Origin of the sequence: Luteimonas sp. gir (assembly GCF_037198055.1) — a bacterium.
GTDB lineage: Bacteria > Pseudomonadota > Gammaproteobacteria > Xanthomonadales > Xanthomonadaceae > Luteimonas > Luteimonas citri_A.
This window is the reverse complement of the sequence record NZ_JBBAXQ010000009.1, coordinates 145,454-160,225: the sequence shown is the minus strand read 5'-3', so window position 1 is coordinate 160,225 and position 14,772 is coordinate 145,454. Positions and strand designations below refer to the sequence as shown.

At 69.0% G+C, this 14,772-nt stretch carries 11 protein-coding genes and 1 pseudogene; 2 read left to right on the top strand and 10 right to left on the bottom strand.

Annotation, left to right across the window (positions count from 1 at the left end):
• The 4 genes and pseudogenes from WAF18_RS12665 to WAF18_RS12650 all read right to left on the bottom strand — a co-directional run.
• A pseudogene (locus tag WAF18_RS12665) lies at positions 1 to 381 on the bottom strand (sugar isomerase); the annotation flags it as partial.
• The gene (locus WAF18_RS12660) at positions 368 to 1,657 is read right to left on the bottom strand and encodes a D-tagatose-bisphosphate aldolase, class II, non-catalytic subunit (protein ID WP_337245415.1); all 1,290 of its coding nucleotides are present in this window, start codon (positions 1,655 to 1,657) and stop codon (positions 368 to 370) included. The pseudogene WAF18_RS12665 and the gene WAF18_RS12660, both read right to left, overlap by 14 nt.
• A gap of 30 nt (positions 1,658 to 1,687) precedes the next feature.
• Entirely contained in the window at positions 1,688 to 2,599 is a 912-nt protein-coding gene (locus WAF18_RS12655) for a DMT family transporter (RefSeq protein ID WP_337245414.1), read from the bottom strand.
• A complete protein-coding gene (locus WAF18_RS12650) occupies positions 2,596 to 4,692 on the bottom strand; it encodes a glycoside hydrolase family 36 protein (protein WP_337245413.1) in 2,097 nt (698 codons plus the stop codon). The genes WAF18_RS12655 and WAF18_RS12650 overlap by 4 nt, the downstream gene beginning before the upstream one ends.
• Positions 4,693 to 4,810: 118 nt before the next feature.
• Here WAF18_RS12650 and WAF18_RS12645 point away from each other — a divergent pair, with 118 nt between their 5' ends.
• Positions 4,811 to 5,914: an amidohydrolase family protein gene (locus tag WAF18_RS12645; protein WP_337245412.1), complete on the top strand. Its 1,104-nt coding sequence runs from the start codon at positions 4,811 to 4,813 to the stop codon at positions 5,912 to 5,914.
• 15 nt (positions 5,915 to 5,929) lie between these two features.
• Here WAF18_RS12645 and agaR read toward each other — a convergent pair whose 3' ends face one another.
• From agaR to WAF18_RS12630, 3 genes are all read right to left on the bottom strand, one after another.
• A complete protein-coding gene (agaR, locus tag WAF18_RS12640; RefSeq protein WP_183425515.1) occupies positions 5,930 to 6,709 on the bottom strand; it encodes a transcriptional repressor AgaR in 780 nt (259 codons plus the stop codon).
• A gap of 168 nt (positions 6,710 to 6,877) precedes the next feature.
• Positions 6,878 to 7,921: an LD-carboxypeptidase gene (locus WAF18_RS12635; RefSeq protein WP_337245411.1), complete on the bottom strand. Its 1,044-nt coding sequence runs from the start codon at positions 7,919 to 7,921 to the stop codon at positions 6,878 to 6,880.
• A 71-nt stretch (positions 7,922 to 7,992) separates the two neighbouring features.
• The gene (locus tag WAF18_RS12630) at positions 7,993 to 10,170 is read right to left on the bottom strand and encodes an EAL domain-containing protein (protein ID WP_337245410.1); all 2,178 of its coding nucleotides are present in this window, start codon (positions 10,168 to 10,170) and stop codon (positions 7,993 to 7,995) included.
• Positions 10,171 to 10,835: 665 nt separating this feature from the next.
• Here WAF18_RS12630 and WAF18_RS12625 point away from each other — a divergent pair.
• Positions 10,836 to 11,639 (top strand): DNA-formamidopyrimidine glycosylase family protein, encoded by an 804-nt coding sequence (locus tag WAF18_RS12625; RefSeq protein WP_337245409.1) that lies wholly within the window; start codon positions 10,836 to 10,838, stop codon positions 11,637 to 11,639.
• Positions 11,640 to 11,641: 2 nt separating this feature from the next.
• Here the strand turns inward: WAF18_RS12625 and WAF18_RS12620 are convergent, their stop codons facing one another.
• The 3 genes from WAF18_RS12620 to WAF18_RS12610 form a co-directional block, all read right to left on the bottom strand.
• On the bottom strand, positions 11,642 to 12,322 hold the full coding sequence (locus tag WAF18_RS12620; protein ID WP_337245408.1) for a class I SAM-dependent methyltransferase: 681 nt from the start codon (positions 12,320 to 12,322) through the stop codon (positions 11,642 to 11,644).
• A gap of 554 nt (positions 12,323 to 12,876) precedes the next feature.
• The gene (locus WAF18_RS12615; RefSeq protein ID WP_337245407.1) at positions 12,877 to 13,752 is read right to left on the bottom strand and encodes an ABC transporter substrate-binding protein; all 876 of its coding nucleotides are present in this window, start codon (positions 13,750 to 13,752) and stop codon (positions 12,877 to 12,879) included.
• A 222-nt stretch (positions 13,753 to 13,974) separates the two neighbouring features.
• Positions 13,975 to 14,247, bottom strand: coding sequence for a hypothetical protein (locus WAF18_RS12610; RefSeq protein WP_183425521.1), 273 nt, complete (start codon positions 14,245 to 14,247; stop codon positions 13,975 to 13,977).
• Positions 14,248 to 14,772: the final 525 nt, after the last annotated feature.

Below are 14,772 nucleotides of genomic sequence, written 5' to 3'. Positions count from 1 at the left end.
TGCGACGCTCTCGGGGCTGTTGCCCGAACGCCCGAACGAGACCAGCAGCAGCGGGCGATCCGGATCCAGATACAGCTGCGGCGCACTGACCAGATCGGTCGTGGGCACCGCATCGACGCGCGCAGCGAGGCTGCGGTCGAGCCACGGCGCCAGGCATTCGCCGATATAGGCCGAAGTGCCGGCGCCGGTCAGGATCACGCGCGCCGTCGGGTCGCCCGACACCGGCGCGATGAAGGCCGCAAGCGACTCGGCCATCTCGGTGACCAGGGCATGGGTGCGCAGGAGCATGCGCGGCTGCTGTTCGATCTCGCGTGCGGTCCACAGCGCGCCGCTGGCGGCCAGATCGGATTCGGGCAGGCCGAGGTGTTCAGGACTGGGCATCGGGGACGCAGGCATGGCGGTAGTCGTCGAGGGCGATGGCGATGTGGGCCATCACGAGGGCGGCGGGATCAAGCGGGGCGCGGTCGGTACGCAGGGCGCGCAGCGCCTGCGGCAAGTACTGGCCGACCAGCGGCATCGGCGGCGGGCTCTGGCGCAGGTTGGCGAACAGCTGCTGGCAGGCCGCCTCGATCGCCGGGTCCGGCCAGTAGTAGCGGATGCGGTCGCTCAAGCTGTATTGCAGGTCGATGGTCAGCGCCTCGCCCTGGGCGTGGTAGTAACGCTGCCAGTGGCCGGGCTGGGCGCGCATGCGTGCCAATGCGGTCTCGCGCAGCTGCGCACGCCGGTCCGGCGCGATCCACTCGCGCTCGATCGCATCCAGCGCCCACAAGGCCTCGCGCAGCGCGAAGGTCAGGCCGGGGCCGACCTTGAGGATCGCGAAGTGGTCGCGCACCAGCGCGGCCAGTGTGTCCGGGGTCTGGTAGTCGGTCGAATGCGCCTCGAACACCAGGCCCGGGACCTGCTCGATCGCGGCGCTGAGCGCGCGTGCGGCCGCCGGCACATAGTCGATGACCTGGTGGTGGTCGAACTCCACGCCCGGCTGCACCACCGAGGCGATCACCCGCGTCCACGCGGCCTGCAGGCCGGCGGCCGCGAATGCATCCCGGTGGGCCTCGATCGTCGCCAGCGCGGCCTCGGGCGCGGTGACTGCCAGGCCCTCGATGGCCTCGGTCGCGCCGCCAGGCACCGGCACCTCGGTGCCGATCACGTAGACCGGCGGCTCGCCGCCGGCCCGGGCATGGGCGGCCTCGGCCGCGCGGCACAGCCGCACCGCGCGTTCGACGATCGTCGCCTCGGGCAGCGGCACCGGATCGTCCGCGCAGGCCATCGAACAATCGAGATGGAGCTTGCGAAAGCCCGCGGCGACGTAGGCGGCGACCATCGTCTCGGCCTTGGCCATCGCCGCCTCGGCCTCAAGCACGGTCCAGGGATTGGGGCCCAGGTGATCGCCGCCGAGTGCGATGCGTGCCCGATCGACGCCGACCTGCCGGGCGATGTCGCCGACGAAAGCGACGAAGTCGGCCGGGGTCATGCCGGTGTAGCCACCGTCCTGGTTGACCTGGTTGCAGGTCGCCTCGATGAGCACCAGCGGCAGGGCGTGGCGCCTGGCATGGCGCAGCGCGGCCTCCAGCACCAAGGGATGGGCGCAGCAGATGGAGGGGATACCGGCGCCGTCGCCACGCGTATGGCGGGCGACCAGCTCGAGCAGGGCGTGCATCGCGGTCCTCGTATCGTCGGAAAGAAGGCGTCAGTCGATCGGGGTCGGGCGTTCGGGCTCGAGCGCCAGCAGCACCGAAGCGACCAGCGCCATCGCCAGCCCGACCAGCTTCAGCGGACCGGGCACCACACCGGCCAGCACCAGCGACAGCGCCGCGGTGATCAAGGGGCCGCCGGCATTGGTCAACGGCGCGACGACGATCGCCTTGCCATAGCGGAACGCATAGACCAGGCACAGCGCGCCGACCGCATTGAGCACCTGGATCGCGGCGACCAGCCACGGCCCCTGCAGGCCGGTGGCGATCGGCTGGCCGAAGTCGGTCATGCGCCAGGCCACCGGCACCAGCGCCAACGCGCCAACGGTCATGTAGAAGAAGATGCTCTCGGCGCGCACGACGGTGTTGGCGCGCTTCATGAAGTAGGCCTGCACACCCCAGGCGAGCATGATCAGCAGCGCCAGCACGAACCAGCCCACGCCCTCCCCCTCTGCGCGGCCCAGCGACAGGTCCAGCAGCGGCAGCGCCAATAACGCCAGCACCACGCCGATCGCACCCACGCGCGTGGTGCGTTCGCGCAGCAACGTGAACGACAGCGCGATCGTGATGACTGGCGACAACGAGATGATCGGGAAGATGAAGTACGCCGGCCCGCCGGCCAACGCCTTGAACAGCAGCATCTGCCCGCCGGCACCGAGCAGGCCGATCAACAGCCCGTAGACGATCGCCCGCGGACTGCGGTCCACGCGCCAGCCATTGCGCCACAGCACGAACAGCGCCGGCGGCACCATCGTCAGCGCCCACACGCAGTACACCAACGTTTCGGGAAAGGCCGGGCTGGCGGTCAGGCCCGACAACGCGCCCCACACGCCAAACAGCACCACCGTGGCCATCGCGAAGGCCAGCCAGGCGCGACCACCGGGCACCGCTGCGGCGACCGCGCTCATGCCGCGCCGTCCGGCGTGGCCTGCAACAGCGCGAAGGTCTCGAACGGCACCGAGGCCAGCGTATCGCTGCGCGCGTCAACCGTGCCCAGGTCAGTCCCGTCGAACAGGTTGCGCACCCGGTAGCGGCCCCGACCGAGCCCGCGCAGTTGCAGCGGGCCGTCCCAGCGCTCGGCGTAGAACGCGTAATACAGCGCGCCGTCCTTGCCGATGACATGGGTCTCGGGCCGGTCGAAGCCGATGTCGTACAGCGTGCCCAGATAGTCGCCCTTGGGCAGCATGTGCGCGCGATACAGGTCGATCCACTTGCGCCACACCGCTTCCTTGGCGGCGCCCAGCACCAACCCGCCCGGCGGCATGTCCAGCTTGGGATCGGGGATGTCCGCCGGCCAGGTGAACTTGGTCGAGATCACCGCGCCGATGCCGACACTGGACGCGAAATCCGCGCCCCCGTCGGCCAGTTCGACGTGATCGCCGGCATAGCTGCCGCGTTTGCCGATCAGCGCCTTGATCGTCTTGCCCTTGTGGCGCACCTGCCACGACGACAGCGGATCGGACGAGGGGTACTGATCGGTCGCCGGCAGGTTGTGGAACGCGAACGCGGTGCCGCAGGGGCACAGCTCGACCACCGCATCGGGGTTGGCCGCGTGCGCGGCGTCGTAGATCGCCTGCCAGAACGTCGCGACCGCTTCGCACGATTCCATCGGGTCGGCGTGGTTGTGCGCGGGGTTGTAGCAGGGCGCGACCGCATTGAGATGCTGGCCGTCGAGCTTGAGGCCCTCGAAACCCCACTCGCCGATGATCTTCGTCACCAACGCCACGTAGAAATCCACCGTCGGCTGGTAGCCCGGGCACTGGGTGAAGGCGTTCCACCAGGTCACGTTCTGGCTGGCGCCATCGCGGTCGAGCAACAGCATGTCGGTGTGGCGGTAAAGGACTTCGCTGCCCGGGTCGGCGGCCAGCGGCGCCAGCCACAGCCGCGGGCGCAGGCCCTGGGCCTTGATCGCCTGCACGAAGGCGATCATGTCCGCCTCGCCGCGCGGGAACTTGCGCGTGTCGATCTGCCAGTCGCCCTCGTTGGTCTGCCAGCCGTCGTCGAGCACCACCCACTCCAGGCCCAGCTCTTTCACCTTCGGTAAGGTGCCCAGCACTTGTTCGGTGGTGAAGTCGCGCTCATAGCCCCAGGCACACCAGATCGGCGCGAACGCCGAGGCCGGGACCTCCGGCGCCGCGATGCCTTCGTCGGCCATCCAGCGGCTGTAGTGCTGCAGCACGCCGAAGTAGTCGCCGGTATGGACGGCCACAAAGCAGCGGTCGCTCTCCAACATCTCGCCCGGTGCCAGCGTGGCGGCGCGGGTACTTTCGATCGCGATGCGCGCGCCGCCGTCGGCCTCGCGCGTCACCGGCAGATCGAGCAACCGCGGCTTGGGCTCGACATGGCCCACGGCCAGCCCCACATCCCGGCGCCAGATGTTGGCGACCGGCGTGCCGCCGCCATAGTCCGAGGAATCCATCGCCAGCGTATTGCGCTGCGCGAACCCCTCGGTCAGCGGCTGCACCCAGTCGCGGCGGTCGGTATGCGTGGCGCCCGAGAAGCTCCAGAAGCCGTCGCCGGCGTCGGCCATCGCATGGGCGGCATTGCGCCACCCGGCGATCTCAAGCGGCGTCTGGCCGCCATTGCGGTAACGCGTGCGCAGCACCGCCAGCCCCGGATGACGTTCGTGAAACGTCACCTCTACCGTCTTCTCGACGCCTTGCGCCGAGCGGCCGCGCACCACGTGCCGCCGCCCCGGGCCGTGACGTTCACTGCGGACCCGCTCCACCCGCTCGTCGACGAACGCGAAGTGTTCGATCGCGCTGCCGTCGGCCAACAACAAGGCCTCGCTGGCGTCGAAGCCGGTGATCGGCTCGCCACGCGCCAGCACTCGACTGCGCAACGCCGCATCGAATTCGAGCGACAGCAGGCTGTCATGCGCGAGTGCGCGGACCTGGGCAGCGGTGGTCGGTGAAGCGGCCTGGACCAACGGCAATGCCGCGGCATAGGCCGCGGTGCCGGAGACGAGCTTGAGCACGGTACGACGTCGGACGGGCAGCATGTGCCGGGTTCTCCCCTTTCGTTCGGTGTTGCCGAGTCTGCGTCAAACCGGCCGGAGACCGCAACACATTTGTTTCGTTATGTGATAAAAAAGTTTCGCTATCGAACTGGAGATCGGCATGCCCTTCCCGTCCCGGCTTGCGGCGCTCGTCGCCGCCTGCGTCCTTGGCGCCTGCGCCGCGCCCCGGCCCGACGCCACCCCCTCCGCAGCCCTCTATGCGATGGACGACTTCGCCGCGGTCCGCAAATTCGATGCCCACGTGCATGCCAATGCCGACTCGGCGGCGTTCCTCGAGCAGGCACGCACGGACGGCTTCGAACTGCTGTCGATCAATGTCGACTATCCCGCCTTCCCGCCGGTGGAGACCCAGCACGCGATTGCGCTCAAGCAGGCCGCCGCCGATCCCGCGCGGTTCCACTGGGCGGCGACGTTCCGCATGACCGGTTTCGACAGCCCCGGCTGGTCGGACGCGGTCGGCGACGCGCTGGCGGCCGAGGTCGCGCGCGGCGCGCTCGCGGTCAAGATCTGGAAGAACGTCGGCATGGTCGAGACCGACGCACAGGGGCGGCCGATCATGCTCGACCATCCGGCGCTGTCGCCGATCGCCGAACGCATCCGCGCGCTCGACATTCCGCTGATCGGCCACCAGGGCGAGCCGCACAACTGCTGGCTGCCGCTCGAACAGATGACCACCGACAACGACCGCGAGTACTTCGGCAACCATCCCGAGTACCACATGTATCTGCATCCCGATCAGCCCGGTTACGAGACCCACATGGCGGTCCGCGACCGATTCCTGGACGCGCATCCGCAACTGCGCTTCGTCGGCGCGCACATGGCCAGCCTGGAATGGAACGTCGACCGGCTCGCCGCCTTCCTCGATCGCTACCCCGAAGCCACGGTCGATCTCGCCGCACGCATGGCCCAGGTGCAGTACCAGGCCGTGCGCGACCACGACAAGGTGCGCGCGTTCTTCCTCGCCTACCAGGACCGTCTGCTCTACGGCACCGATCTCACCCAGGAGCCGGGCACCGACCCCGATGCGTTCCGGCAGGCCGCGCATGCGGTCTGGCGCTCGGACTGGATGTTCCTGGCGACGGCGCAGTCCCAGCGCATCGAGACCATCCGCGCCGACGTGCGCGGACTGGCGCTGCCGCGCGAGGTGATCGACAAGGTGTACTACGCCAACGCGATGCGCGTGTTCGCCCCGCACCGGCGCTGAGCCGCGGCGCGCGGGTCAGGCCAGCAGCAGCTCGAAGCCGAGTTGCCGGCTGGCCTCGCGCACGTCCTCGGGCGCGCCCGAATCGGTGATCAGCGTGTGCAGGTCCGCGACCGGCATGATCCGGTGCAGGCAGATGCGCCCGAACTTCGAACTGTCGGTGATCGCCACCACCTTGCGCGCGGCCTCGATCATCTTGCGATTGAGCATCGCCTCGGGCTCGTAGTGGGTCGTGATCCCGCGCTCCAGGTCGAACCCGTCGACCCCGAGGAACACCACATCCACGTGCAGGGCGTCGATCGCATCGACCGTCATGCCGCCGTAGAAGGCCATGTTCTTGCGGCGCAGTTCGCCGCCGAGCATGACGATGTCGACGTTGTTCTTGGGCGTCAACGCCGTCAGCACGCCAAAGTCGTTGGTGACCACGGTCACCTGGATGTTGGGCAGCGCTTCGGCCAACTGGATGGCCGTGGTGCCAGAGTCGATCGCGATGGTGTCACCGGCCTTGATCAGCGTGGCGGCCAGCCGACCGATGCGACGTTTGGCGTCCAGGCGTTCGCTGCGCTTGACCTCATAAGCCGGCTCGGCCGCCGGGCCGCCGACCACGCTGCTGTCGATCGCGCCACCGTAGGCCCGTGCCATGACCCCGCGTTCGGCGAGGTAGCGCAGGTCCTTGCGGACTGTCTGCACGCTGACCCCGAACAACTCGGCGAGCGAGGCGACCTGCACACTGCCGTGCTGACGCACCAGTTCGCTGATCCGCAACCTGCGCTGGCTGGTATCCCGGCTTCCTGTCATGGACGTTCTCACAATGCGGCGGAGTATGCCCCTTTTCGTTAAATTTCGCCATTGAGCGAACAACGAAACATCGGACCGACGCGGCGATGACCGCAGACGCCTGCGCTGCCGATCCGCAGGGCCGAATCCCCAGGACGTCCGTGCCCGCGCGCGGCGCCGGCGTCTTGCTCAGGCCAGCACCTGGCCCAGCAGGCGGAACACGCCTTCGTCGGCATCCAACTCGACCCGGCCGCCCACCGGCACGATGAACTGCTCGCGCACATGCCCGATCATCGCCCCGCGATAGGCCGGGATGCCCAGCGGCCGCAGATGGTCCTCGAGGATCTGCGCCAGTGTCAGCGAGCCGTAACCCGGCCCCGGGTCGCAGTCGGTGCACTGGCCGAAGATCAGGCCCGCGATCCGGTCCAGCGCGCCCATCAGCTTGAGCGTGCTGAGCATGCGGTCGATCCGGTACGGCGCTTCCTCCACGTCCTCCAGGAACAGGATCTTGCCATCGAAGTCGGGCAGATACGGCGAGCCGGCGAGCGCGCTGAGCACGGTCAGATTGCCGCCCACCAGCACGCCCTGGGCGCGCCCGCCGGTGATGGTGGTCGTGCGGTTGCGGCGCGGCACCAACTCGTCTGCATCGTCCACCGCATTGCGGTAGACCATCGCCTCGCGCGCGAAGAACAGCCGGCGGAACTGGTCGGCATTGAAGCGGTTCCAACTGCCCGTACCGTTGGGGCCGTGGAAGGTCACCAGCCCGGTGCGGGCATGGATCGCACTGTGCAGCGCGGTGATGTCCGAATAGCCCAATAGCACCTTGGGGTTGCGCGCAATCGTGTCGTAGTCGAGCAGCGGCAGCAGCCGCGCAGCGCCCGAGCCGCCCCGCACGCAGATCACCGCCCGCACCTGGGGGTCGGCGAACATCGCATTGAGATCCCCTGCCCGCTCGGCATCGGTACCGGCCAGATGGCCGCGTCGGCCGGCGAAATGCGCGCCGGTCTTGACCTGGAAGCCCAGCGCGCGCATCACCTCCTGCGCCAGTTCGAGATCGAACGGCTCATCGACCGGCGACGACGGACTGATCAGCCCGACGGTGTCGCCGGGCCGCAGCGCCGGGGCGAGCAGTGCGCCGGGCGAAGCGGCCTGCGCCTGGGCGAGCGCGCCCAGCGGCAGCGTGGACGCCAGCGCCGCCACAGCGGCATGGGAGAGAAACTGTCGCCGGTGCATGTCGCGCCTGTCGCTCGGGGGTCGCCGCAGACTAGCAACCGCGGCGCCCGACACCAATCCCTGCCGATCGCTCAGGGCAGGACCGCCGCGCGCGCCAGCTCCGAAGTGAATGCCTGCGCGGTCATCGGCCGCCCGAACAGATAACCCTGGGCCTGCGTGCACTGGTTGGCGGCGAGAAAATCGAGCTGCGCCTTCGTCTCCACGCCCTCGGCGATGACCTCCAGCCCGAAACTGCGGCCGAGATAAATCACCGCGCGGACAATGGCCGCGTCCTCGGGATCGCTGATGACGTCACGGATGAACGAGCGGTCGATCTTCAGCCGGCTCACCGGGAACCGCTTGAGCAGGCTCAGCGAGGCGAAGCCGGTGCCGTAGTCGTCGAACGCCAGGCCCACCCCCATCGCACGCAGCGCCTGCAGTACCTGCAGCAAGGCGCCGTCGTGGCGAATCATCGTGTTCTCCAGCAGTTCCAGCTCCAGCCCCTCGGGCGGCAAGCCCGTCTCGCCCAGCACGCGCTCGACGACGTTGCGCAACTGCGCCGATCGCACCTGCGCCTCGAACAGATTCACGCCGATCCGGAACCCCGGCACCCGCTCGCGCCAACCGCGCGCCTGAGCGCAGGCGGTGCGCATGATCCACTCGCCGACCGCAGGCGCGATCGGCTTCTGCGCCAGCACGTCGATGAACGAAACCGGCGACAGCAGGCCGCGCGTGGGATGCTGCCAGCGCAGCAGCGCCTCGGCGCCGCGGATCCGCCCGTCACGCAGGTCGATCTGCGGTTGATAGAGCAGCGCGAACTGGTCCTGCTCGAACGCACGCCGCAACTCGCGCTCGAACTCGCGGCGCGCCACCGCGACCTCGCGAAAGGCCCGCTCGAACACCACATAGCGCCCCTTGCCTGCTGCCTTGGCACGGTACAGGGCCAGGTCCGCCGCGCCCAGCAGATCCTCGGCGCGGGCACCATGCGCGGGATACAACGCGATCCCGACGCTGGCACCGATCTCGAACACATGTCCCGGCAGGTCGTAGGGGCGCGACAACGCGCGCACCAGCGCATCGGCGACGGCACTCGCACCACGGCGGTCATCGCCGGCCAGCAGCAGCACGAACTCGTCGCCGCCCAGCCGCGCGATCATCCGTGCATCCGGGCATTCGGCCTTCAAGCGCGCAGCGACCATCTTGAGCACCTGGTCGCCGGCCGAATGGCCCAGGGTGTCGTTGACCTCCTTGAAGCCGTCCAGGTCCAGCAACAGCACCGACACCGGCGTGCCCTGCTCGAGCGTGTCCTGGATGCAGGCGCGCCAGGCGGCTCGATTGGGCAACTCCGTCAACGCATCGAGCGAGGCCAGCCGATAGAGCCGGTCCTCGTTGCGGCGCCGCTCGGTGATGTCGCGCACGATTGCGCCCACGCTCGTCGCGCGCCCTTCCCGCCAGGACGACAGCGAGATCTCGGCCGGAAACTCGCTGCCGTCCCGGCGCAGGCCCGAGCGCACGATCGTCTGACCAGCGGCCGACATCGCCGCGCCCTCGCGCAGCCGGGCAAGATCCTCGAAGTACGCAGCGCGCCAGCTGTCGGGCACGACCAGACTGCCGCAGCGGCCGGTCACCTCCTCGGACGTGTAGCCGAACAGGCGCTCGGCGGCATGGTTCCAGAACGTGATCGCGCCGACGTCGGTCGTGCAGATGATGGCATCGGGCGAAGTGACTGCGATGTTCTCGAAACGCGCCTGGCCGACCGTCCGCACATGCGCCAGTCGCAACAGTTCCATGCGATCCATCACCAACTCGGCGAGGTCCGACAGGTTGTCCTGTTCCGACTGACTGAACGTCGCACGCGGCTGCGTGTCGATCAGGCACACCGTCCCCAGGCGCTGCCCCCCGGGCGTGACCAGCGGCTTGCCGGCATAGAAACGGATGAACGGCGCCCCGAGCACCAAGGGGTTGGCGGCAAAGCGCGGATCCTCCAATGCATCGGGAACGACCATCACCTCATCGCTGAGGATCGCATGCGCGCAGAACGACACATCGCGATCGGTCTCGCACACGTCCAGGCCAACGCGCGCCTTGAACACCTGGCGGTCGCTGGCCACCAGCGAGATCAGTGCAATCGGCACCGAGAACAGCCGCGAGGCCAGTTGCACCAGCCGGTCGAACTCCAGCTCGGGGGGCGACTCGAGCACGTGGTAATCCGCCAGCGTACTGGCCCGCAGCGCTTCGTCGGACGGAATCGGAAACGGAACGGGCCCCATCGGCGTGCACCTTGTCGATTGGCGGCCAGATTAGCGTGTTCCGGGCCGACGCACGGTGATCGCGGCGCCGCCGGCCCACCCCGAACGCCCGCCACGGCAGCGCGGCCACCGTGACGCGTCGCTGCACACCTCCCCCGCATCGCGGGGGAGGTCGGCGCGCACCGCGTGCCGGGTGGGGGCAGCGAATTTTGCACGCCCCCACCCGGTCGTCTGACTCGGCACTCACGGCGCAAGGCGATACTCGCCGCATGCCCGATGACTTGCGCACCTCCCCCGCATCGCGGGGGACGTCGGCGCGCACCGCGCGCCGGGTGGGGGCAACGAATTTTGCACGCCCTCACTCCGCCGCCTGACCCGGCACTCACGGCGCAAGGCGATACTCGCCGCATGCCCGATGACTTGCGCACCTCCCCCGCATCGCGGGGGAGGTCGGCGCGCACCGCGCGCCGGGTGGGGGCAGCGAATTTTGCACGCCCCCACCCGGTCGTCTGACCCGGCACTCACGACTCAAGGCGATACTCGCCGCATGCCCGATGGCTTGCGCACCTCCCCCGCATCGCGGGGGAGGTCGGCGCGCACCGCGCGCCGGGTGGGGGCAGCGAATTTTGCACGCCCCCACCCGGCCGTCTGACCCGGCACTCACGGCGCAAGGTGATACTCGCCGCATGCCCGAGGGTCCATCGATCGTCATCCTTCGCGAAGCGGCCGCAGAATTCGTCGGCCGCAAGGTACTGCACGTCACCGGCAACAGCACGCAGGACATCCAACGACTGCGCAACCGCACGCTGCGCGCCGTGCGCAGCTGGGGCAAGCACCTGCTGCTGCAATTCCCCGGCTTCAGCGTGCGCATCCATTTCCTGTTGTTCGGCAGCTATCGTATCGACGACAGCAAGGACGCACCGGTCAGGCTGGGCCTGGGCTTCAGCAAGGGCCAATGCCTGAACTTCTATGCCTGCTCGGTGCGCTTCATCGAAGACGACCTCGACGCCGTGTACGACTGGAGCGGCGACGTCATGAGCGATGCCTGGGACGCAGCCGCGGCGCGCCGCAAGTTGCGCGCAAGGCCGCAGGCGCTGGCGGCCGACGTGCTGCTCGACCAGGACGTGTTCGCCGGGGTCGGCAACATCATCAAGAACGAAGTCCTGCACCGGATCCGCGTGCACCCCGAAAGCCGGATCGGCGCCCTGCCGCCGCGCAAGCTGTCGGAGCTGGTGACCCAGGCGCGCACCTACAGCTTCGACTTCTACCGCTGGAAGCAGGCTTTCGAACTGCGCAAGCACTATCAGGTGCACACCAAGCGCAGCTGCCCGCGCGATGGCACACCACTGCAATACCGCAAGCACCTGGGGGCCGCGCAACGGCGCGCCTTCTGGTGCGACACGTGCCAGCGGCTGTACGGCGATCCGCCAGCGGCAGCCGAGGCACCGCCCCGCCGCACCGCCAAACGCGCCCCCCGACCCGCCCGCTGAGCTCAGGCGGTGGCGACCCAGCCGCGAAACGAGAACGCCGCGTAGAAGAGCGCGACAGCGCTGAAGTCGGCTTCGCGCAGCAACGCCTCTTCATCCTCAGGCGACAGCCACGGCAGACGCGCGGCCATCGTGCGACCCGTCGCGATCGCGGCCTCGGGCGCCCTACCTGCACGGTCGGCAAACGCGGCCGACCGCGCCAGCCAACGCGCCGCGTCATCGGGCGGCGGCGCATGATGGGCCACCACCAGTCGCGCGCCGGGCCGCAAGCGGCCATGGATTTCGCGCAGCGTCCGCAACCGCGACGCCCGGTCGAGAAAATGCAGAGTCAACAGACAGGTTGCGGCATCGAACGGCCCTGCCGGCGCCTGCTCGACCGTGCCTGCCAGCAGCATCACGCGATCGGCGAACGGCACCACGGCCCGCTGCGCGAGATCGAGCATCGGACGCGAGGGATCGACGCCGGTGAAGTGCCAGCCCGGCTGCGCCTCGGCCATCGCCGCCAGTTCCAGCCCGCCGCCGGCGCCGACGACCAGCACCTGCGCCTGCGCCGGCGCGCCCTCGGCCAACAGCAGCGTGGTCATGCGATGCAGGTCGGCCAGACCTGGCACCTTGGTCGGCGTCGTCGTGGCGTAAGACGCAACGGCCGAGGGATCGTCGAATGGCGAGGCGTCGGGGCGTGTCATGCGTGGAGTACCGGGCGGTGGAGCCTGCGGTCGGGCGCCATGGGCACCCGGTGTGGGAGCGGGCGTGGGAGGGTGCTTATTTGTATCATCAAAAGATACATTTAGAGAGGTGCAGCGTCGCCGTAGCCGCCCCCTGTGGACCCACTTGGCGACGCGATCCATCGACCGGCTGTAGACCGCGCGTCAACTGCGACACGGCGCACACCTGGGCCCGCTGAGGCGTGGCGGGCGCTCGATGCAGTCAGCGGCCGATGCTCACGTGTGCGGGCGTGAGGCTCCGCGACCAAGAGCCGAGGCCCTCCCCCACCCGGCACGCGAAGCGTGCCGACCTCCCCCGCACGCGGGGGAGGTTTGGCAACGCGGTCTTCGTCATCCCCAAAGAGCAGCGACCTCCCGCGCGCGCGGGGGAGGTTTGGCAACGCGGTCTTCGTCATCCCCAAAGAGCAGCGACCTCCCGCGCGCGCGGGGGAGGTTTGGCAACGCGGTCTTCGTCATCCCCGAAGAGCAGCGACCTCCCCCGCGCGCGGGGGAGGTTTCATCGGCGCGCGGCGGCGTCAGGCGTACAGCGCGGCGTAGCCGTCACGATCGACCTGGCTCAGGCCCAGGCGGTCGAACTGCGCCCACATGGCGTGCCAGCGCGTCGCGTCGCGGACCACCGGATCGATCAGTCGTGGGCAGGTGTCGGCAATGATCGCGTCCACCAGCGGGGTGGGCGTGGTGCCGCTGTAGGCGTACCACAGCGCGGCTGCCTGGCCGGGATCCTCGCGGCACAGCCGCGCGCCCTGCCCGATCAGCCGGGTCACGGTCGCGACCACCTCGGGGTGTTCGGCAAGAAAGCCCTGCGAGGTGAACAGTTCCAGGGCCGAGAAGTTCGCAAGCCCCACGTCATCGGTGGTGATGAAGTCGGTGTCCAGCCCGGCCTGCCGTGCCTCGACGCCCTCGAAGTTGGCAAAGCACAGCCAGGCCCCGTCGAAGCCAGCGCGCAGGTTGGCCAGATGCTCGAACCCGGCACTCTCGATCCGCACCTGCGCAGGATCGACTGCCGCGCCCCGGGCCGTGCACCAGCGCGCCAGGATCTCCACCGCGATCGCATCGGTCACACCGCCGGCAACCGGCGAGGCCAAGCGCACCTCACCGCCTTCGAGCAGCCGCGTTCCTGCGGCCCGCTGCAGCACGATGCCGCCATCGGTCTCGAAGAAGCAGCCCAATGCGCGCAGACCGGGTCGGTCGGCGTCGATCATGTGCAGCGGCTCGTTGCAGGCGAACGCGATCTCGCCGGCCGCCACCGCGGCCAAGCCATCGTAATGGTCGTCCGGCACCTGCAGTGCGAGGTCGAGCCCGGCATCGCGATACCAGCCGAGTTCGATGCCGGCGATCAACGGCAGGTGGTCGGGATTGAGGAACCACTCGAGGGACAGCTGCAGCTTCATGTGGACCACTTGCGGACCGGAAAGGGCGCACAGGGTAAAGGAACGCCCCCTTGCCGGCAGCGGTCGGCCGCATCCGCACTTATGCCTTTGGCCATGCGCGTCAGCGAAGACGACGCGCGCCATCGCTTCAACGACAGCGCGCCGCTCGCGCGACCGCATCGCGACGGAATCGCCGGCCCCTGCGAAGCCGGCGATTCCCGCATCGATAAGGCAGCGCCGCGATCAGTCGTCGACGGTGCAGCCCAGCGATACGCGCATATGGATGTAGCCGGTGGCCGGATCGACCCACTCGGCCAGCACAGTGAGCTCCTGGCCGGCCTGGCCCCAGTTGTTGTAGCACTGCTCGTAAGCCGCACGCTCGGCGTACTCGAGCGCTTCCTGCTGGGTCCGGCCATAGCCTTCGCCGACGACGTCGTAGTGATGGCGTGCGGCGAACGCCGCCGTGCTCGACAGGGCCGCCAGCAGCAGAACCCCGGTGATTGTCCGCGTCTTCATCCTGGTCTCCATTCGCTTGGGGGAGCCCGCATCATGCACGCGCTGCAAGACCAGGAGATTGAATGCGGGTGTCGCGCGCATGACAACGTGCGTGGCATCGCGACGGCCTCGACACCTCATTGCGGACCGAGTGCACACTTTCCCGCCGGCCCGTGCATCGGCATTGCCTCAATGTCGGAAAAGGAGCGCTGGTTGGCATTCAGTCAGCGCATTCGCGCTTGACCGCAATCGCTCGGCCGCCCTAGGGTCGAAATGCGCCGGGAACACGCGGCAGAGGCCTTGCGATCGCGGCGCGTCGTGTCAGCAAGCTCGTTCCGGATCAGGATGCCGGACGGCAATCGCAGTGGTCCACGTCCATCGTTTTTGTCGCCACCGGGTCATCGACATCCACCGTGCGGTTGTACCAGGCGCATGCCGCAGCACGATCATGTCCTGCGGCGTCGACGGATGGACGAGGCGGTCGACGACCGCACTGCGTTGCCTTCGACGTCGGACCCGAGGCGGACCGCTGGGACGGCCCACTTC

Bases quoted from the DNA above. Each gene is read 5' to 3' on its own strand.
- WAF18_RS12635 (WP_337245411.1), bottom strand. From the start codon at position 7,921: ATGCACCGGCGACAGTTTCTCTCCCATGCCGCTGTGGCGGCGCTGGCG.
- WAF18_RS12615 (WP_337245407.1), bottom strand. From the start codon at position 13,752: ATGAAGCTGCAGCTGTCCCTCGAGTGGTTCCTCAATCCCGACCACCTG.
- WAF18_RS12655 (WP_337245414.1), bottom strand. From the start codon at position 2,599: ATGAGCGCGGTCGCCGCAGCGGTGCCCGGTGGTCGCGCCTGGCTGGCC.
- WAF18_RS12610 (WP_183425521.1), bottom strand. From the start codon at position 14,247: ATGAAGACGCGGACAATCACCGGGGTTCTGCTGCTGGCGGCCCTGTCG.
- WAF18_RS12660 (WP_337245415.1), bottom strand. From the start codon at position 1,657: ATGCACGCCCTGCTCGAGCTGGTCGCCCGCCATACGCGTGGCGACGGC.
- WAF18_RS12650 (WP_337245413.1), bottom strand. From the start codon at position 4,692: ATGCTGCCCGTCCGACGTCGTACCGTGCTCAAGCTCGTCTCCGGCACC.
- WAF18_RS12630 (WP_337245410.1), bottom strand. From the start codon at position 10,170: ATGGGGCCCGTTCCGTTTCCGATTCCGTCCGACGAAGCGCTGCGGGCC.
- WAF18_RS12625 (WP_337245409.1), top strand. From the start codon at position 10,836: ATGCCCGAGGGTCCATCGATCGTCATCCTTCGCGAAGCGGCCGCAGAA.
- WAF18_RS12620 (WP_337245408.1), bottom strand. From the start codon at position 12,322: ATGACACGCCCCGACGCCTCGCCATTCGACGATCCCTCGGCCGTTGCG.
- WAF18_RS12645 (WP_337245412.1), top strand. From the start codon at position 4,811: ATGCCCTTCCCGTCCCGGCTTGCGGCGCTCGTCGCCGCCTGCGTCCTT.
- agaR (WP_183425515.1), bottom strand. From the start codon at position 6,709: ATGACAGGAAGCCGGGATACCAGCCAGCGCAGGTTGCGGATCAGCGAA.